This window comes from Streptomyces rubrogriseus, from assembly GCF_027947575.1.
Taxonomy (GTDB): Bacteria; Actinomycetota; Actinomycetes; order Streptomycetales; family Streptomycetaceae; genus Streptomyces; species Streptomyces rubrogriseus.
The window spans coordinates 4,021,560-4,040,764 of record NZ_CP116256.1 but is presented as its reverse complement, the minus strand read 5'-3'; the positions used below and the strand labels follow the sequence as shown (position 1 = coordinate 4,040,764).

Below are 19,205 nucleotides of genomic sequence, written 5' to 3'. Positions count from 1 at the left end.
CCGAACGTTTTCAGCCGAGGGCGAGTGCCACGGGGACGGCCGGTGAACGACGGGCGAAATCCGGGGGGGCCGCGGCTCCGGCTCGTACGGTGCGCGACGCGCCGCGGGCCGAGCCGCCCCGGCCGGGACCAACTGGCCGCCGACGGCTCCGTGGTGGGCGGCCGGCCGCTACCGTACGTCGTACGGAGCGCCTCTCTTCGGACAGTGGGGCGCTCGTCACTACGGAGCGGACGAGTGCCGCGGTCACCCGGTCCCGCTCGCCGACGCGGCAGGCGGGGGCCAAGGAAGGACGCACGCGTGCGCCGAGTACTGCCGCTCGTCCCGCTGCTGCTGCTCGCCCCGCTGCTGCTCGCCTCCGGCTGCGGACCGGCCCGGTCCTCCCGGAGCGAGGCGACCGATGCCGCACGGGAGGCCGCCAGGACGGTGGGCGAGCGACTGTACGGCCGGCGTCCCCGCACGGCGGAGGAGGTCGGGCGGGCCGCCTCGCAGATGGCCGGGGTGGAGGTGATGCGGGTGACCGGTACCTCCACGCACGAAGGGGACGGCGTCGAGGTGGTCGTCCGCACGTCCGGCTCGGCGTACAACTCGTGGGTCGATCTCGAGGAGGTCACCGTGCGAAGCTGTTTCACGGTACGGGTGTCCCCCGGGTCGCGGTGGCGCGAGGACCCTCACGACGTGGACTGCCCGGAAGGCCCCGCGCTGACCTTCGCCCCGCCGCCCGAGCCGCCCGAGATGCCCGCCGAGGAGCTTCGGACGACGCTTCCCCGGATCCCGGCGGACGGCCGGGTGGACGAGGCCGAGGTTCGCCGCACGCTCGCCGCGCTCGACCTCGATCCGCGGATCCGGACCGAAGTGGAGGCGGACGGCGGCCGGGTCGGCGTCCTGCTGTCGGTGAAGGGCAACCGCTTCGACCCGCAGGACTGTCTGCTCGCCCGCGTCGTCCCCGGCGCGACCGAGGTCTGGGTGCCGCCCCGCATCCAGCGGATGCCCGGGGAGGGCGGCTGCAGCGTGGCCAACGCCCTGGACCCGGCACCGGCACCGCACTGACGGCACGGCGGGAGCGGAGCCGGCGCGCGGGGCGATCGAGGTGGAACGGCACCGTCGCGGCCGGGTGGGGCACTCGGGGCCGGAGCGCAACCGGGTGCGGCCGGGTGGGGCACTCGGGCCCGGACCGCTACCGGGTGCGGCCGCTCGGCGACCCGGACGGTGACGAACCGTGGGGCCGGCGGCTGAACGGCCACCACCCGGCCGTCCACGCGGACCCGACCGCGGCCGGGTTCGCCGACCGGACGCAGCCCGGGCTCAGGCGTCCGCGATCCAGCTGCCGTGGAATCCCAGCGGCACCCGGCCGGGCAGCTGAACGCGGGCCAACGGGTGACCGCCGAAGTCCTGGGCCGAGAGGATCACCAGGTCGGTCGCGCCGCGGTCGGGGTCGTTCACGTACGACAGGACGTAACCGTCGTCCTCGTCCCGCGCCCCGCGCCGCGGGACGAACACCGGCTCGCTGACCGCCGCGCCCCGCGGGAAGCGGTGGGACTGCCTGCTGCCGCGCAACATGTCGTGCTTCACCAGGTAGTTGGTCAGCTTCTCGTCCGGGCACGCCCCGTCGACGGCCTCGTACGCGCGCCACATCTCGGCCGCGCTCGCGGTGTAGGCGTAACGGTGCCGTCGGGAGACCAGGGATTCGTTGATGCGCGGGAACTCCTGCGGCCGGTCGTCCAGTCGAGCGCTGCGGACCCGGTCCGCCCGCAGGTCGATCGTCCACCGGTCGAGCGTCGGGGCCCCGGTGGCGGAGGGGCCGCCCGTGCCGCGCCCGGCGGCGTGGAACGGCGCCGGGAAGCCGATGTACTCCAGCACGACCGTGTCACCCTGGTCGTAGGCGTTGAGGGTGTGCGAGTAGTACACGGGGTCGATCTCGAACCAGCGCGTGGTACCGCCGGTGCGCGGCAGCAGCCCGATGCGCATGGGGTGCCCGTCGTTCCACACGTACGGCACGATGGCGCCGGCCTCCGCGGCGGCACCGTCGAAGGTGATCGGGACGTCCACGATCACCACGTACTTCTCGGTGAGCGCGAAGTCGTGCATCATCGGCGCGTCCGCGACGGGGATCCGGGTGGCCGGCCTCGCCCTGCCGGTGCGGTCGATCACGAGGTGACGTACGTGGTCCCAGGTGGGGTAGTACGCGATCGCGTGCAGCTCGTCGGCCGCCGCGTCGTACTTGGTGTGCGCGGCGAACGCCCCCTGGAGCGTGCCGCGGAAGTCGTGGGGGCGCACGGTGTTGAGTTCGCCGTCCAGCTCGTACGGGAGTGGCCCGCTCTCCTGCAGCGCGAGGATGCGGCCCCGGTACGGGATCACGTGCGTGTTGCACGCGAAGTCGTCCGGCGGTGCCTGGCCCGGGTAGGTCTCCCCCAGCTTCGCCGTCACCTGTGAGGCCCGCACCCAGCGGTTGCGGTACCACTCCGCGCGTCCGCCGCGCAGCCGGACCCCGTGCACCATCCCGTCGCCGATCATCCAGTGGTGGGCCCGGACGTCCTCGACGCCCAGCGCGTTCGGGCCGTTGCGCAGGTAACGGCCGTCCAGGTCCCGCGGGATGCGGCCGACGACGTTGAGGTCGAAGGCGGTCAGCTCCTCGGTGACCGGGGCGAAGGCCCCCTCCAGGAACGGGGTCGTCCCGCTCCCACCGGGCTTCGGGGCCGCGGGCGCCGCCTCGGCCGGAGCCGAGAAGAAGCCGGGCCCGAGTCCGCCGCCGACCACACTGCCCGCTGCCGCGACCGCGGCGCCCTTGAGGAGTCTCCGCCGCGTGTGACTGGCCATCTTGATCCCTCGCTCCGTTGTCGGTGTCCGGCCGCGTCGGCCGGATGCGTGGTGACGGATCAACCCTCTCCCGCCTTCTCCCGGGAAGCAGTTGGCCCAGACTCCGGATCTCGGGTGGTGCCGGCACCACCCCCCAGGTGCCTTCGGCGGGCACGTTGACAGCCCGTCGGCGCCGGAACTATCGTCTCGACGATTTCACGAACAGTGTTCGAAATAGCGAACCCCGCGTCTCCCGTACATCCAGGCTCCGCACGGCGAACGAAGAGGTGGTTCCATGTCCAAGCCCCTCAGCAGAAGGCGCATGCTCCAGATCGCCGGGACGACGGCCGCGGCGACCGCCGTCGGTCCGCTCGCCGGCGGCTCCCCCGCCCACGGAGCGGCCCTCCCTCCGGCCCGGGCCGACATCGGGGCGCTGGTGTTCCCCTTCGACCTCGGCCGGGTCAGGCCGACCGCGAGCAGGTGGCTGGACAACCAGGACCGCACCCGGAGCTATCTGCGTTTCGTCGACGTCGACCGGCTGCTGTACAACTTCCGCGCCAACCACCGCCTGTCCACGAACGGCGCGGCCGCAACCGGCGGCTGGGAGGCGCCCGACTTCCCCTTCCGCAGCCACGTGCAGGGCCACTTCCTCACCGCGTGGGCGCAGGTGTACGCCGTGACCGGGGACACCGTCTGCCGGGACAAGGCCCGGTACATGGTGGCCGAGCTGGCCAAGTGCCAGGCCAACAACGGAGCCGCGGGCTTCGGCGCCGGGTACCTCTCCGGCTACCCCGAGTCGGACTTCGCCGCCCTGGAGTCCGGAACGCTGACCAACGGCAACGTGCCGTACTACACGATCCACAAGACCCTCACCGGCCTGCTGGACGTGTGGCGGCACCTCGGCAGCGACCAGGCCCGCGACGTACTGCTCGCCCTGGCCGGGTGGGTCGACCGGCGCACCGCCCGGCTGAGCGGCACGCGGATGCAGACCGTACTGGGCACCGAGTTCGGCGGCATGAACGCCGTCCTGACCGACCTCTGCCAGCAGACCGGCGACACCCGATGGCTCGCCGTCGCCCAGCGGTTCGACCACGCCGCGGTGTTCGACCCGCTGGCGGCGGGCCAGGACCGGCTGGCGGGGCTGCACGCCAACACGCAGGTACCGAAGTGGATCGGGGCCGTGCGCGAGTACAAGGCCACCGGCATGACGCGCTACCGGGACATCGCCACCAACGCGTGGAACATGTGCGTCACCACCCACACCTACGCCATCGGCGGCAACAGCCAGGCGGAGCACTTCCGCGCCCCGGACGCGATCGCCGCGCACCTGGCGAACGACACCTGCGAGAGCTGCAACACCGTCAACATGCTCGGCCTCACCCGTGAGTTGTTCGCGCTGACTCCGGACCGGGCCGAGTTGTTCGACTACTACGAGCGGGCGTGGCTCAACCACGTGATCGGCCAGCAGAACCCGGCCGATCCGCACGGCCACGTCACCTACTTCACCCCGCTGAGGCCCGGCGGTCGGCGCGGTGTGGGCCCGGCGTGGGGCGGCGGCACGTGGAGCACCGACTACACGACCTTCTGGTGCTGCCAGGGCACCGGCCTGGAGATGCACACACGGCTGATGGAGTCCGTCTACTTCCACGACGGCGGCACCACCCTGACCGTGAACCTGTTCGTCCCCTCGGTCCTCACCTGGGCCGAACGCGGCATCACCGTCACGCAGACCACCTCGTACCCGGCGAGCGACACCACGACGCTGCGGGTCACCGGCGACGCCGGCGGCAGCTGGGCCATGCGCGTACGCATCCCCGGCTGGACCACCGGTGCCAGCATCCGGGTCAACGGCGTCCCGCAGGACATCGCCACCGACCCCGGCACCTACGCGACCGTCGACCGCGCCTGGACCTCCGGGGACACCGTCACCGTCCGCCTGCCGATGCGCACCGTCGTACGGCCCGCCAACGACAACCCGGCCGTCGGTGCCGTCACCCACGGCCCGGTCACCCTGTCCGGGAACTACGGGGACACCGTCCTGTCCGCCCTCCCCGCCCTGGACGTCGGCTCCATCAGGCGGACCGGCTCCACCGCGCTGGCCTTCACCGCCACCGCGAACGGTGCCACCGTGGACCTCGGCCCGTTCCACGACGCCCACGGGCACAACTACACCGTCTACTGGCACACCAGCGGCCTCGCCTCCGCCCGCATCGCCAACGCCGCGAGCGCCCTGGTGCTGGGCATCCAGGACATGTCCACCGCCGACGGCGGCCGCGCCCTGCTCTGGACCGACTCCGGGACCGCCGACCACGACTGGGAGCTGGTGCCCGACACCGGCGGCACCCACCGCCTGCGCAACGTCCACAGCGGCAAGGTGCTCGGCGTGCTCGACATGTCCACGGCCGACGGCGCCACCGTGCTGCAGTGGGCGGACAACGGCACCGCGGACCACCGCTGGACGCTCCTGGACCAGGGCGACGGCACCTTCACGATCCGCAACTCCCACAGCGGGAAACTGCTCGCCGTCCGGGACGGCTCCACCGCCGTCGGCGCCTTCGTCGTACAGGACGCGGACGACGGTACGGCCGACAACCGCTGGCGCATCCTGCGCTGAACGGCCATTGACACGGGTGTGCGGGTCGTTCGAGGATGACCGCGTTGACAACGTTGTCGCCTGGTGAAAAGGACCATCATGGGCCCCGTTTCCCTCCCTGTAGGCCGCAGGCTCCTCCTGCAACTCCTCGGCGCGACCGGCGCCGCGGCCGCCCTCCAGCCGGCCCTGGGGTCCCCGTCGGCCGCCGCGGCCCCTTCCGGAGCCGCCCGTAGCGTCGACCCGCCGGACGACGTCGCCGCCACCTACCACCGCGTGCTGCTGCGGCACACCCGCTGGTCCGAGACGCAGTGGGACGAGGCCAAGGGGGCCTACAGCGACCGGAACTTCGGGTTCGCCGTCGTCCTCGGGCATGCCGTACTGCTGACGCACGGGGCCTTCGACGAGGACGCGGCCGGCGTCGACCGGGAGACGCTCAGGCGCCGCACCCTGGCGACGCTGCGCCACTACGCCGCCTCCAACCGGCTGACCGGCGGCACCCAGTGGGGCCGCACCCTGTTCTTCGACACCACGTTCCAGTCGTACTTCGTCCTCGCCGCACACCTGCTGTGGGACGAGCTCGACGCCGCCACCCGCTCCGCGGTCGACACCATCACCCGCGAACAGGCGGCGTACACGCACTCCCTGGGCACGGGCGACGACCCGTACTCCGGCTCCTGGACCCCGAACGGACTCGCGGGCGGGTACGTCGGCGACACCAAGCTGGAGGAGATGGGGCTCTACGCGCAGACCCTCGCTCCGGCGCTGGCCTGGGCCCCGGACGACCGGCGCCGTTCCGAGTGGGCGGCCGACTACGGCACCTGGTCGCGCAACGAGGGCGGCCTGCCGCCCGCCGACCTGGCCAACCCCGCGCGGGTGGACGGGGTACCGGTCTCGCACAACACCGCGCACAACGCGTACGACACCTTCATCGTGGAGAACCACGGCTCCTTCGGTCCGCACTACCAGGAGGAGATGTGGCGCACCTCCGGGCGCAACGCGGCACACTTCCTCGCCGCGGGGCAGCCGCTGCCCGAGGTCCTGACGAGACAGCCCAACGCGGAGCCGCTGTGGCGGACCCTGCTGGGCGTCATGTCGGACGCGGGCGAGCCGCTGATGCCGATGGTGGACGACCGCGAGCACCTGTACGGCAGGGATGTCATACCGCTGGCCTTCCTGTCGCGGGTGGCGGGAGACCGGGCGGCGGCCCGCGCCGAGACGGAGCTGGCCGCACGCCTGGAGGCGTACCAGGCCTACCCGCCCGAGTACCGGCTGGCGAAGTTCTCGGGCGAGCCCAAGTACGAGCCGGAGGCGCGGGCGGAGCTGGCCATCAGCTATCTGCTGCACGTGTGGCCGCAGGCGGGGCCGCGGGTACGTCCCCTGTCCCGCGCGGAGTTGTTCGCGTACGCGTCGGGGGTCACCGACTTCGGGACCGGTCCGGGTCTGGTGTCCCACCAGTCGCCCGCGGCCTGGGCGGGTGCGGTGACGAAGCCCGGGTTCGTGAAGTTCGCCTGGCAGCCGGCGCACGACGACTGGCTGTTCCGGCTCGGCGGCGCCACCCCGATGTTCCTGCCCTCGACCGCCGCGGAGGTCACCGGCAGGACGGTGCGCGTGCACACGGCGCTGCGGGACGGCTTCGACGGCAGCGCCACGGTGCTGCGCCTCGGCGAGGGCTTCGCCGGGTACGCGACACTCCCCACGGGCGCCGTCGTCTACGCCTGCGAGGGGCCGGGTGCGGCGGCTTCGCGGCTTGAGGTGCACAACCTGACCATGCCCGGGGTGGCGGGCCTCGACGGCAGCCGCACCTACCGGTTCGCGGAGGGCTCGGCCACGGTCCGCGCGCAGGACGCCACGCCCTCGGCCGCGGGGCGCGTCGACGAACTGACCTTCCCCGGCACGACGGTGCGGCACCTGCGCATGCTGGGCGTCCAGCCCGACCCGGCGTACGGGTACTCGCTGTACGCGGTCGAGGCGCGGGACGGGGCCGAGGGGCCCGACCTCGCGCGGGGCGGCACGGCGACGGCCTCCTCCCAGTCGGCCGGCATGGGGCCGGAGCTGGCCGTGGACGGCAACGGCGCAAGCCGCTGGGCGGTCTCGCGCGAGGACCGCAAGCGGGCGGACAGCTGGTGGGCCGTCGACCTCGGCGCCGAGCGCGCGCTGGACCGGGTCACGCTGCGCTGGGAGGCGGCCGCCGGCCGCTCCTACCGGGTGCAGGGTTCGCCGGACGGCGAGCGGTGGACCGACCTGGCGACCGGCCCGGCCCCCTCGCTGCGCAGCGGCGGCGGCTGGCTCGACGTCGACGGCCGGGCCGGGCTCGTCGTCCGCGGCGGGAGCGAGCACACGCTGGCGGTGTACGGCGACACGATCGTCCCGGCCGAAGGGGCCCGGGAGCCGCTGGTGATCGAGGGGCACTGCGGTGTGTCCGCCGGGGAGCTGAGCGCGCTGGCCCGTCGCGCCGCGCCCACCGCCGGGGACGGCCGGGTCCGCGCGGCGCGGGTGGACGGGTACCTGAGCCTGTTCAACCTGTCGGCCAACGAGGTGGAGACCCGGGTCGCGGTGCCGCAGCAGGGCGGCAGCCGGGAGGTCTACGAGGGTGAGCAGACGGTGACCCGGGAGGGCATCGACTACGGTGCGCGGCTGGACGCGGCATCGGCCTCGCTGCTCGCGCCGCGCTTCACCCTCAGTGCGCTGTCCGGCCGCTCCCTGCCCTCCGGGCTGCGGGTCCGGGTGGCCGACGGGGCGACCCTGATCCTGTCCGGCGCCCACTGCCGGCTGCGGATCGAGGCCCAGGGCCGCGGCACCGAGGCGACCGTGCGGGGCGGACGGGAGACGCGGGTGACGCTGCGCGGGGCGCAGGCCTTCCCGCACCACGACCACGCCCTGGGCCGGAACACCTTCCCGACCAATCCCCTGCCGCCGGGGATGTCCAGTCCTGACGCCGCCGTGGACGGCGACCCGGACACGGCCTGGCGCCCCGGTCGGGACGGTCGCATGGTGGTCGACCTGGGGACGCGCGCCGAGGTGCGGTGGGTGGAGGCGCGGTGGAGGACCGGCGCGGCGCCGGCGGCCCGCGTGGAGTTCAGCACCGACGGGGTGCGCTACCAGCAGGCCGGCACCCTGGACGGCCGTGGCCGCGTGCGCCGGCTCACCCGGGCGGGCTCGGCCCGGTACGTCGCGGTGACGGTGCAGGGTGCGCCGCACGCACACGAGGGGCTGGTCCGGCTCTCGGTGGGCTGAGCCCCGCCGCCCGCGCCGCGTGGCGTCCGGCCGTACGAGCGCGAGGGCACCGCGACCGGCCGCCGCCCGGCCCCACCCGGGACGGCGGCGGCCGGTGGACGTCAGTCCAGTACGAAGGTTCCGCCGGCGCTGGTCGCCAGGTCGGCTCCGAGGGCGGCCGCCGGTGTCCAGGCCCCGGGTCGGCCGGCGCCGCGGGCCAGCAGTGCGGTGACGGTGGCGGTGACGTCGGTCGTGAAGTCCATGCCCTCGCCGGCCCGGAGCCAGCCCTCGCGCCGGGTGCCGTCGGCCCACTCCACGACGGCGTGGCCCCAGGAGTGCTCGCGTGGACGGGGCGCGGCCTTCACGGTGACCCGGCCGAGCCGGTCGACGGCGAGGCGCCGCAGTGCCGGGACGGACAGCAGGCGGCCGAGCAGCGGTACCACGGCGCGCAGGAGCGGAGCGGTCGGCGCGAGGGAGGACGTCGCGGTGACGAACGGTGCCTCGGCCGCCGCCCGCGCCGCGACGAGTTCGCCGGAGGCGACACCCGCCGTCTTGGCCGACGTCCCGTCGGGGAAGGTGAGTCGCCGCGGGTCGGCGCCGAGGCGCGAGCGCACCAGCTCTCCGTCGGCGTAGCGCCGCCCGCCGGCGGTGAGTGCGTCCACGATGCCCGAGGCCAGGGCGGCACCGAGGGCACCGGCCTCGACGGCCACCGAGGCCACGGAGTCGACTCGCACCCGGTGCGGCGCGGGTCGCCCCTCGCACAGCTTCAGCACGACCGCCTCCGTCGCCAGCACCCCGAATCCGGCGCCGGTGACCAGGGTGCTGCCCGCTCGGGTCGCTTCCTCGTGCAGGGCGAGGAGTCCCCGGACGGCGACGACGTCGTTGGCCTGGTCGACGTAGTGGCCGCCGCCGGACATGCAGGCACGGGCGATCACCGGCGCCGTGGTGGCGTAGTCGCCCATCGTGTTCACCACGACCCGGGGGTGCCGGCGCACCACCTCCTGCGCGATCCGCTCCGCCGAGTCGGCGACGACGACCTTCGCGTCGGCGGGGAGGCCGGCTTCGGCGCCTGCCGCGGCCATCCGCTCGCGGCTGCGCCCGACCGGTACGACCGCCAGTCCCCGCGCGGCCAGTCGCCCGGCCACGCCCCGGCCCACCCGGCCGGTGGCCCCGACGATCCACACCTCGTCGTCCGTCCTGTTCACTCCGGTCGTTCCGCCGGTCCCGCTGGTCTCGGTCATGGCCCTGTCCCTGTCTGCTCCGGGCGGCACCGGGACGCACACCCCGGTGATGACACACCGTGCCATGACTTCAGGCTAGCACTGACGACACAGCGAGACATCACCTGTTAGAGTCGGACCATGGCAAGGTGGGACCCGGGTGCGGAGCAGCGCCTGAAGCGGGCGGCTCTGGAGCTGTACCTGGAGCGCGGCTACGACGACGTGACCGTGACCGACATCGCCGAGCGGGCCGGACTCACCCGGCGCTCGTACTTCCGTTACTTCCCGGACAAGCGGGAGGTCCTGTTCGGCGGCTCGGAACTCCTGCCCCCGGCGCTGGCGGAGGCCGTCCTGGCGGCGGAGCCCGACGCGGCTCCGCTCACCGCCGTCCTCGAGGCGATGTCCCGTGTCGGCACCGAACTGGTGGCGCAGGTGCACGACTCTGCGGAGCGGCGGACGGTCATCGACGCCAGCCCCGAGTTGCAGGAGCGCGAACGGACCAAGGCGGCCGCGATCACCCGGGCGGTCCGCGACGCCCTCGTCCGGCGGGGGGTGGAGACCGACACGGCCGAACTCGTCGCACAGCTCGCCACGGTGGCCTTCGGTGTCGCCTTCCGACGCTGGATCGACGCCGGGGGACGCATCGGTTTCGACAGCTGCCTGGACACGGTGACCGACCGGCTGCGGGCCGCCCTCGCCGGGACGTGAGCCACCCCGGTCAGGGAAGCAGGCGGGTGAGTTCGTCCGCGCGGCGGTGGTCCTTCGGCCGCCCGAGGGCACGGCGCATGCGGATCAGGTCGTCGAGTGCGGCGTAGCGGACGGTGAATCCCGACGGGTCGTGGGTGGTCTCGGCCCGGGCCAGGCAGGGCGACACATCCATGTCCCCCCAGGGAAGCACGGGGGTGCACAGGTCCCCGGCGGCCCCGGTGACCTCGTATGCCGCCTGTTCACGGCCCAGGTCCGGCGGTTCGGCGCAGCCGCACGCCGCGAGGGCGGCACGCAGGGCTCGCGCCTCGGCGGGGGTGCCGTCCCACAACAGGTCCAGGTCTCCGGTCAGTTCGGTGGAGCCGTGCATGATGCCGGCGACCTGGCCGATGACCACCGCGTGGGAGCCGGCGTCGTGGAGTGCCCGGAGGAAGGGGAAGGGGTCGAAGTTGAGCGCCCCGTCCGTGGCGAAGGTGCCCAGCACGTCGTCGGCCTCCTCCGGGCGGCGCCCCTCGGGCGCCCGTTCTCGCGTCGCGTCCCGGGTCCGGGCGATCGCCCGCCGCAGGCGCAGGGCAGCAGCTGTCTGGCTCATGCGCCCATCCAACACGGTCCGCCGCCCGCCGCGGCACCGCGGTCGTCCCGTTCCGGTGGGGCGACCGCGGTGGACGGGTGAGGGGGCGTGGCGCCGTTACCGGGTGACCGGTGCGAGGCGGTACCGGCCCCCGCGGCGGGTGCCGAAGGACACCACACCCCGCTCGGGGTGGTCGGCGTCGACGCCCTCGACGCGCACCGGGTGCGGGGTGCGGATCCGTACCGGGTCGCCGAGCAGCGAGCGCACCTCCGCGCGCGTGATGCCGTCCCCGGTCCACTCCAGGTCGACCTCGAACCCGCCGCGCGCCCGCAGGCCCCGGAAGGATCCGGTGGGCCATGCCTCGGGCAGGGCGGGCAGCAGCTCGATCTCGCCCGCGTGGCTCTGCAGCAGCATCTCGGTGATGCCGGAGACGCCGCCGAAGTTGCCGTCGATCTGGAAGGGCGGGTGGAGGTCGAAGAGGTTCGGCGCGGTGCGCGCCGGGGTGAGCAGGTCCGCCAGGTGCTGGTAGGCCCGCGCCGGTTCCAGCAGCCTGGCCCACATGTTGATCTTCCAGGCGAGGGACCAGCCCTGTCCCGCGGTGCCGCGCAGCTCCAGGCTCTTCTTGGCGGCCGCGGCGAGTTCCGGGGTGCCCCTCGGGGTGATCTGGGCGCTGGGGAACACGCCGTACAGGTGGGACACGTGGCGGCTCCTGACCAGGGCCGCCTCCTCCCAGTCCACCAGCCACTCCTGGATCTGGCCCAGGTAGCCGACGCGGGTGGGGGCGAGCCGGTCACGGACCTCGGTGACCCGGCCGACGAGTCGGCTGTCGCGGTCCAGCACCTCCGCGGCCTGACGGTAGGCGTCGAAGAGGTCCCGCAGCAGCTGCATGTCCATGGTGGGGCCGGCGCAGATGCTGACGCTCTCGCCCTCGTCCTGGTGGTGGGTCACCTCGGGCGACTGGGAGGGGTTGGTGACGAGCCAGCCGGTCTCCGCGTCCACCTGGAGGGTGTCGAGGAAGAACTCCACCGCTCCCTTCATCACCGGGTAGTTGCGGCTCAGCGCGCCCGTGTCCCCGGTGAACCGGTAGTGGTCCCACAGCATCACGCACAGCCAGGCACCGCCGGTCGGCCACATGCCGTACTGGGCGGCGTCCACCGGCGCGGTGCCGCGCCAGCCGTCGGTGTTGTGGTGGAGCACCCAGCCGGGGGCGTCGTACAGCTCCTTGGCGGTGCGGGCGCCCGACTCGGCCAGTTCGTGCACCATCCGCACGGCCGGGTCCCAGCACTCGGCGAGGTTGCCGGGTCCGGCCGGCCAGTAGTTCATCTCGAAGTTGATGTTGACGGTGTACTTGGACTCCCAGGCCGGGTTCGGACTGTCGTTCCACAGGCCCTGGAGGTTGGCGGGCTGTCCGGGCGAGCGGGAGCAGGAGGCGAGCAGGTAGCGGCCGTACTGGAAGTAGAGCGCGGCCAGTTGGGGGTCCTTGCCGTCGGCGAACAGCGGGATGCGTTCGTCGGTGGGCAGCTCGGCGCGCTCCGAGGGACCCAGGTCGAGGGCGACCCGGCCGAACAGACGCCGGTGGTCGGCGACGTGCCGGTCGCGCAGGTGTGCGTACGGCTTCCTCGCGGCCGGTGCCAGGTGGTTGCGGGCCCGGGCGGCGGGGTCGGCGCCGACGTCGAGGTAGTTGCGGTAGCTGGTCGCCAGGGAGATGACGAGGGTGGCGGCGTCGGCGCCCTCGACGGTGAGTGTTCCGCCGTCGGTGGACACCCGGCCGCCCTCGGACTCGGCGCGGGCCAGGCCCCGGAAGCGCACCGAGCCGGGCCGGCCGTACCAGTCGCCGCCGACACCGTCGAGGGCGATGGTGTGCGCGTCCACGGCCGAGTCGCCGGAGCGCTGGGGGCTGGTGAAGCGGGCGGTGAAGCCGACGGCGCCCGGGGTGTCCGCGCTCAGCCGGACGACGAGGACCTGGTCGGGGGCGCTGGCGAAGACCTCGCGGACGTGGCGTACCCCGCCCCGGGTGTAGGTGGTGCGGGCGACGGCGGTCTCCAGGTCCAGCTCGCGTTCGTAGTGGGCGACCTCGCCCTCACCGGCGAGGGTGAGTTCGAGGTCGCCGAGCACCTGGTAGGCGGCCTGCTCCGAGGGGCTGCCCAGGAACTCGGCGTCGATGAGGCGCTGTGCCTGGTTCCACTTCTCCTCGACCACCAGGCGGCGGATCTCCGCCAGGTGCCGAACGGCGTCGGGACGGGCGTAGTCGCCCGGACCGCCGGCCCACAGGCTGTCCTCGTTGAGCTGGAGCCGTTCGGTGTCGGTGCCGCCGAAGACCATGGCGCCGAGCCGGCCGTTGCCGACCGGCAGGGCCTCGAGCCACTCCTGTGCCGGTGCGCGGTACCACAGCCGCATCGGGGCGGCGGCGTGGTCCTCGCCCGGCGCCGCCGACGCGGCGGGGTCCGCCGCCTGCGGCGCGGCCGGTGCGGGAGCGGCGCTCAGCGCGGTCGCCGCAGCGGAGGCTCCGGCCGCGGCCAGGACGTTTCGTCGGGAGAACTCGGGCATGGCAAAGCCTCCAGGTACGTGTCGAGGGCGGTGCGAATGCTCTGTGCCGGGCGCGGGCGGTCCGGGGCCCGCGCCCACCGCACCCCGGGCAGCGGCTCGTGCGGCACGCTGCCCGGGGGCGTTCGTCGGACGGGGGCCGGTCAGCGACCGCTCACTGGGTGTCCCCGTCGGGCAGCGGGTAGGGGAAGGAGGCGGTGACGCCGATCTTGTCGTACTCCATCTTGGAGGCGTCGTACCCGTCCTCCCAGTTGGCGTTCTTCACGTCGTTGCACTGGTAGCTCTGGTAGGACTGGTCGGTGGTCCTGCCCACCTCGATGTCCTCGAAGGTGAAGCCGCAGCCGCCGGCGTCCATGTGGATGCCCCGGGTGCCGCTGTCGGGCATCGACTCGTCCGGAATCACGTCGCCGACGACCATCTGGCGCACGTGGTTGTCCATCGGGTACGGCTCGACGTTGTTGACGCCGTAGGTGTAGAAGGCGCCCATGTCGCCGCTGTCCAGGCCGGCTTCGTCGATGCGCAGGTACTCGAAGGTGTTGCCGCGGGCGTAGTTGTCCTCGAGGGCCACTTCCGGCCGGACCTCGAGGCTGATGCCGTAGCGGGCGCTGTGCCTGACGTGACTGTGGCTGACCGTGTTGTGCCCGGTGTTCATCAGCTCGATGCCGGAGGCGTCACCGGGGTTCAGTTCACCGTAGTGGGTGATGTAGTTGTTGGTGAGCAGGTGGCCGTTGGAGGTGTTCCCCTCGCCCGGGTAGGGGCCCTCCACCTTGATTCCGTCGGCGCCGATGTTCTCCAGCAGGCTGTCGCGGACGGTCAGGTGGTCGTTGGCGGCGAGTGCGTAGACGGCGTGGTAGCCGGTGTCCGAGATCTTCAGCCGGGACAGGGTGACGTCCTTGCTGTTGGTGACGGAGACGGCGCCGAAGCGGTTGCGCGGCATCTCGATCTGCCGGTCGTACTCCGGGTACTCGTGCACCTCGCCGGAGTCGCCGTCGCTGATCCACCCGTTGCGGTACCAGTCGACGAAGTCGGTGTACTGCAGGGCGAGTCCGTCCAGCGTGACGTTCTGGACCCGTCGGTCCGGTGCGGTGCCTGCCAGGTCGAACAGGGTCTTGACCGTGGGCCGCAGCACGGTGACGTCGTCGATGTCGCCGCGGGGCTTGTAGTAGAGCTGCCCCTTCTTGAAGTCCAGGTAGTACTCGCCGGCCTGGTCCAGGAAGTCGAGGGAGTTCTGGAGGAAGTAGCGCGAGCCACCGCCGGAGTTGTTGAGCGCGTACCGGGTCCAGTACTTGAGCGTCATCTGGTTCTTGGCCGGGTTCCAGTCCCGGATCGGGACCGTGTCGGTGAACCAGCTCCAGCTGCCGCCGGACCAGACCACCGCCTGGGCGTTGCCGAGGTCCCACGTGGCGTCCCAGTCACCGGGGTTGGAGTACAGCCACTGGTGGACGGCCTCCTTCTCCGGCTCCGGGAGGGTGGAGGTGAGGTACGGGGCCCACTCCTCCTCGGACTTGCGGTTGGGGTAGCGGGCGGTGGTGGCGCGGGTGCCGTCCTCGAAGAGGGTGTAGAAGGGGTTGTCCGTGCCGACGTCGGCACGGTAGATGCCGTCCTTGTACTCCTCCCAGCCGGTCACCGGCTCGGCGCCCGTCACGCGGGCCTTGCCGGGGCCGTCGTAGGAGCGGTAGACGACCTGGTGGTCACCGGCGCCCGAGTCGCGGTCGTCGAGTTCAACGGTCCGGCTCACCGGGTAGTCGCCGGCCCTCAGGTTGACGTGGATGTCGCAGCGCATCTTGCCGGGCCGGTTGAGACCCTTGTCGCGGATGTGGTCGCGGGCCTTCTCGATCGTCTTGAAGGGCTTGTCCTTCGTACCCTTGGCCTTGTCGTTCCCGTCGGGGGACACGAACAGCTCGGTGGCCCTGCAGCCCGCCGACTGGGCGCTCGCGTCGGGCGTGTCCAACGTGGCGCCGCCGACCAGCAGGGCGCCGGCCGCGAGCAGCAGGGGGAGTCTTCTGGTCCGTCGTCGTACGGGGCGTACCCGGGTGGTTGGCACGAGGTCTCCTTGTCGCACGGAGTGCGTGAGGGTGCGTGGTGTCGTTGTCCGGATCCACGTGGGCCGGACGGGTGTGTGTTCCGTGGCGTCACGGACGCCGGAGCCGTCGGCACGGATACCGGTGTCGCGCGGGATCGCGGTCCGGGTGCGGGGGCGTCGTGCCCTCCGGCGGCCCTGGGGATGCCCGTTCCGGCGGAGCATCCGCACGGCATCGCGTACACGATTAGTGGGTCACTGATCGAGCAACGATAGTTAATATGTTCGTGCCGTGGTGTCGTCAATACGCGTGGCTGAACCTGAAATTGATGACGTGAGGGGCGACGAACTCGCGGCCCGTGAGTCATAAGTTCACGCATCCCAGGAAGCGCGGTGCCATGACCGATCCCGTCCTGCCGGAGTTTCCCCAGCTCGGTGCTGAGGAGCGGGCGGCCCTCGCGGATCTCGCCCGGCGGCAGCAGGCCGGCCTCCGGCTGCGCGGCCGGATCGTCCTGGCCTGTGCCGAGGGACTGACCAACGCGGAGGTCGCGCAGCGGCTCATGGTCAGTCCCGCCACGGTGGCCAAGTGGCGGGAGCGCTATCTCCGGCGGGGCCTCGCCGGTCTGCACGACGCACCTCGCTCGGGGCGCCCCCGCAGCAGCAACCGGCAGGAGGCGGAGGCCCGGGTCGCGGCCGTGGTCGAACAGGCCCGCGCCGGTGCCCCGGTGCCCTCGACCCGCTCGCTGTCCGACACGCTCGGACTGTCGCAGTCCACCGTCGCCCGGATCTGGCGGGAGCAGGAGGCCAGGCTGCCCGAACGGCCGGACGGACGCCCGGGCGAGCCGCACGGGGAGGCGGACGGGCAGGAGGGCGGGGAAGCGAGCCGAACCGGGGGCGGTCCGGTGCCGGGCACGCCGCGCATGCCGCGGCAGTTGCTCTCCGACCACGTGTACACGCTGCTGCGCGACTGGATCGTCAGCGGCCGGCTGGCACCGGGGCAGCGCCTGGTCGAGTCGGAGATCGCACGCGGTTTCGGCACCAGTCAGGCCCCGCCCCGCGAGGCGATCAAACGCCTCGCCTACGAGGGCCTGGTCATCTCCCAACCGCACCGCGGCACTTATGTCGCGCGGGTCTCAGAACGGCAGGCGCAGGACATCCGGGACATCCGGGTGATGTTCGAGGAGTACGCGGCCCGCCGGGTGGCCGGACGGCTGGACGCCGAGCACACGCGGCTGCTCACCGAGGACGTGAGCCGGCTGCGCCGGGCCGCCGCCGAGGACGACATCGGCGCCTTCCGCGACGCCGACATGTCATTTCACCGGCATGTGTGCGAAGCCGCCCGCAACGCGGCCCTGATCCGTCTGTGGCGCATGATCGAGTCCAGCCTGTGGGACCTGCACGTCCTGGGCGACCCGCGCTACGCGGGCAGCTGGGGCGCGATGGCCGAGCACCACGCCGAACTGCTGGACGTCCTGCGCTCCGGTGACCCGGATGCCGCCGGGCCGATGTTCGCCGACCACGCCGCGGGCGAGGCCGCCCGCTACCTGCCCGACGGGTCCGGGCCCGCCACCGGCCCCGGACGGTGAGCCGGGCGCCGCCGGCGGTTTCGCCTCACGCCGCTCCGCCCATCCTCCGCACGACACCCTTGATGAGCGCGGCGAGCTCCGCCACCCGCTCGGGGCTGGCCTGGGACTTGAGCAGCGAGGAACTGACGGCGAAGGACCGGTCGCCCCCGGCCGGTCCGGGAACGGCCGCCGCGACGCACACGATCCCCTCGGCGGCCTCCTGGTCGTCGACGGCGTGCCCGGCCGTGCGCACGTCGCGCACCTCCGCGAGCAGCGCGTCCAGCGTCGTGAGGGACCAGGGGGTGCGCGCCTCGAACGGCTCCCGGGCGGCCAGCAGTTCACGCACCCCGCTGTCGTCCAGGCCGGCCAGCATGGCCTTGCCCAGCGCCGTGCAGGTGACCGGCAGCCTCGCCCCCGCCCGGCTGGTGAGGCGCATCAGGACGGTGCCCTCGTGCACCGCCAGATAGACGACGTCCGCGCCGTCCATGGTGGCCAGTTGGAGGGTCTCCTCGCGGTCGCCCAGGCGGCTCACCTGCTCCCGGAAGCTGCGCACGGGATCGAAGGCGTCGAGATAGGACTGGGCGAGCCGGAGCAGGCCCGGTCCGAGGGCGAAGCCGCCGTCCACGGCGCGGACCAGTTCCTGTTCGCGCAGGGCCGCGCAGATGTTGACGACGGACGCGCGCGGTATGCCGCCCGCGGCGGCGGCCAGCTGGGCGGGCGACAGCGCCCGGCCGCGGGCGTCCGCCAGCGCGTCGAGGATCGCGCCCGCCCGCAGCACCGCCGGCGCCGGTGCGGCACTGGCCCATACCGATCCGTCCCGAGTAGTCATGGCGTCACACCCTAGTTGTCAGCCTGTTGACAGTAAACCAGTCAATTGACAACAAGCGGTGCCGTACACCGATACTGGGCCCGCAAGCCCCGGAGCGGCGGCGCCGGCACGGCGCCGATCACGGCGGACGTCCGCGCGCACCGGGAAGTCGGCACCCCCTCGTCACGGTGCCGACCGTCTTCGCCATCTCCACACCGGCCGGCCGGTACGGACGTGTCCGGCGCGAGCGGCGGCACGGCCGGACCCGGCTCCCGACCAAGGAAAGCGACCCATGAAACTCGTACGGCTCGGAGACCCCGGGCGGGAACGCCCCGCCGTCATCGACGACCGGGGCGTCACCCGGGACCTCTCCTCCCTGACCTCCGACATCGACGGCACCTTCCTCGCGGCGGACGGCATCGCCCGCACCCGTCGGGCCCTGGCCGACGACGCCCTGCCCCCGCTGCGGACCGAGGGGCTGCGCTTCGGACCGCCCGTCGCGCGGCCCGGCGCGGTGGTCTGTGTCGGCCAGAACTACGCGGCCCACGCGGCGGAGTCCGGCAGCGAGCCGCCCACCCGCCCGGTGATCTTCTTCAAGCCGCCGAACACGGTGGTCGGCCCGAACGACGAGGTGGAGATCCCGCGCGGCTCCGCCAGGACGGACTGGGAGGTCGAACTCGCCGTCGTCATCGGCCGGACGGCGCGGTACCTGGACTCCCCCGGGCAAGCCCTGGAGCACGTGGCCGGCTACGCCGTCTCCAACGACGTCTCCGAGCGCGACTTCCAGCTGGAGCACTCCGGGGGCCAGTGGTCCAAGGGCAAGTCGTGCGCCACGTTCAACCCGCTCGGCCCCTTCCTGGTTCCGGCCGACGAGGTGCCCGACGTCCAGGCACTGCGGCTGCGGTCGTTCGTGAACGGCGAACCGCGGCAGGACTCGCGCACCGCCGACATGATCTTCTCCGTCGCGCAGCTCGTGTACGACCTGAGCCAGTACCTGGTCCTGGACCCGGGGGACGTCATCAACACCGGCACCCCGGAGGGCGTCGCCCTGTCCGGGCGCTTCCCCTACCTGCGGCCCGGGGACGTGATGGAGATCGAGATCGAGGGACTGGGGCGCCAGCGCCAGGCACTTGTCGCCGCGCAGACCTCTTCTCAGTCATCACTTGTATGATA

General features: G+C 73.0%; 12 protein-coding genes. 6 read left to right on the top strand and 6 right to left on the bottom strand.

Going from position 1 to position 19,205, the window contains the following annotated elements:
- Positions 1–297: 297 nt before the first annotated feature.
- Complete coding sequence (locus Sru02f_RS18440) at positions 298–1,047, top strand: translation initiation factor IF-2 (protein ID WP_167469414.1); 750 nt, start codon at positions 298–300, stop codon at positions 1,045–1,047.
- A gap of 255 nt (positions 1,048–1,302) precedes the next feature.
- Here Sru02f_RS18440 and Sru02f_RS18435 read toward each other — a convergent pair whose 3' ends face one another.
- Positions 1,303–2,814, bottom strand: coding sequence for a carotenoid oxygenase family protein (locus tag Sru02f_RS18435; protein WP_109031106.1), 1,512 nt, complete (start codon positions 2,812–2,814; stop codon positions 1,303–1,305).
- Positions 2,815–3,088: 274 nt separating this feature from the next.
- Here Sru02f_RS18435 and Sru02f_RS18430 point away from each other — a divergent pair, with 274 nt between their 5' ends.
- Together Sru02f_RS18430 and Sru02f_RS18425 are read left to right on the top strand one after the other, a co-directional pair.
- The gene (locus tag Sru02f_RS18430; RefSeq protein WP_167469413.1) at positions 3,089–5,407 is read left to right on the top strand and encodes a beta-L-arabinofuranosidase domain-containing protein; all 2,319 of its coding nucleotides are present in this window, start codon (positions 3,089–3,091) and stop codon (positions 5,405–5,407) included.
- A gap of 78 nt (positions 5,408–5,485) precedes the next feature.
- Positions 5,486–8,620: a discoidin domain-containing protein gene (locus Sru02f_RS18425; RefSeq protein ID WP_109031104.1), complete on the top strand. Its 3,135-nt coding sequence runs from the start codon at positions 5,486–5,488 to the stop codon at positions 8,618–8,620.
- Between the two features lie 101 nt (positions 8,621–8,721).
- Here Sru02f_RS18425 and Sru02f_RS18420 read toward each other — a convergent pair whose 3' ends face one another.
- Positions 8,722–9,840, bottom strand: coding sequence for a saccharopine dehydrogenase NADP-binding domain-containing protein (locus Sru02f_RS18420; protein ID WP_109031103.1), 1,119 nt, complete (start codon positions 9,838–9,840; stop codon positions 8,722–8,724).
- A gap of 120 nt (positions 9,841–9,960) precedes the next feature.
- Between Sru02f_RS18420 and Sru02f_RS18415 the strand changes: the two genes are divergently transcribed.
- On the top strand, positions 9,961–10,527 hold the full coding sequence (locus Sru02f_RS18415; RefSeq protein WP_109031102.1) for a TetR/AcrR family transcriptional regulator: 567 nt from the start codon (positions 9,961–9,963) through the stop codon (positions 10,525–10,527).
- Positions 10,528–10,537: 10 nt separating this feature from the next.
- On the opposite strand, the gene Sru02f_RS18410 is transcribed toward Sru02f_RS18415, so the two are convergent.
- The 3 genes from Sru02f_RS18410 to Sru02f_RS18400 all read right to left on the bottom strand — a co-directional run bounded on the left by Sru02f_RS18410 (position 10,538) and on the right by Sru02f_RS18400 (position 15,683).
- Entirely contained in the window at positions 10,538–11,116 is a 579-nt protein-coding gene (locus Sru02f_RS18410) for a hypothetical protein (RefSeq protein ID WP_109031101.1), read from the bottom strand.
- A 96-nt stretch (positions 11,117–11,212) separates the two neighbouring features.
- Entirely contained in the window at positions 11,213–13,642 is a 2,430-nt protein-coding gene (locus Sru02f_RS18405) for a glycoside hydrolase family 95 protein (RefSeq protein ID WP_109031100.1), read from the bottom strand.
- A gap of 151 nt (positions 13,643–13,793) precedes the next feature.
- Positions 13,794–15,683: a right-handed parallel beta-helix repeat-containing protein gene (locus Sru02f_RS18400; RefSeq protein WP_109031099.1), complete on the bottom strand. Its 1,890-nt coding sequence runs from the start codon at positions 15,681–15,683 to the stop codon at positions 13,794–13,796.
- A 374-nt stretch (positions 15,684–16,057) separates the two neighbouring features.
- On the opposite strand from Sru02f_RS18400, the gene Sru02f_RS18395 reads away from it, so the two are divergent.
- A complete protein-coding gene (locus Sru02f_RS18395) occupies positions 16,058–17,245 on the top strand; it encodes a GntR family transcriptional regulator (protein ID WP_167469412.1) in 1,188 nt (395 codons plus the stop codon).
- A gap of 25 nt (positions 17,246–17,270) precedes the next feature.
- Here the strand turns inward: Sru02f_RS18395 and Sru02f_RS18390 are convergent, their stop codons facing one another.
- Positions 17,271–18,053 (bottom strand): IclR family transcriptional regulator, encoded by a 783-nt coding sequence (locus Sru02f_RS18390; protein WP_109031098.1) that lies wholly within the window; start codon positions 18,051–18,053, stop codon positions 17,271–17,273.
- A 271-nt stretch (positions 18,054–18,324) separates the two neighbouring features.
- On the opposite strand from Sru02f_RS18390, the gene Sru02f_RS18385 reads away from it, so the two are divergent.
- Positions 18,325–19,203, top strand: a complete 879-nt coding sequence (locus Sru02f_RS18385) for a fumarylacetoacetate hydrolase family protein (protein WP_109031097.1) — start codon at positions 18,325–18,327, stop codon at positions 19,201–19,203.
- The last annotated feature ends 2 nt before the right edge of the window (positions 19,204–19,205 follow it).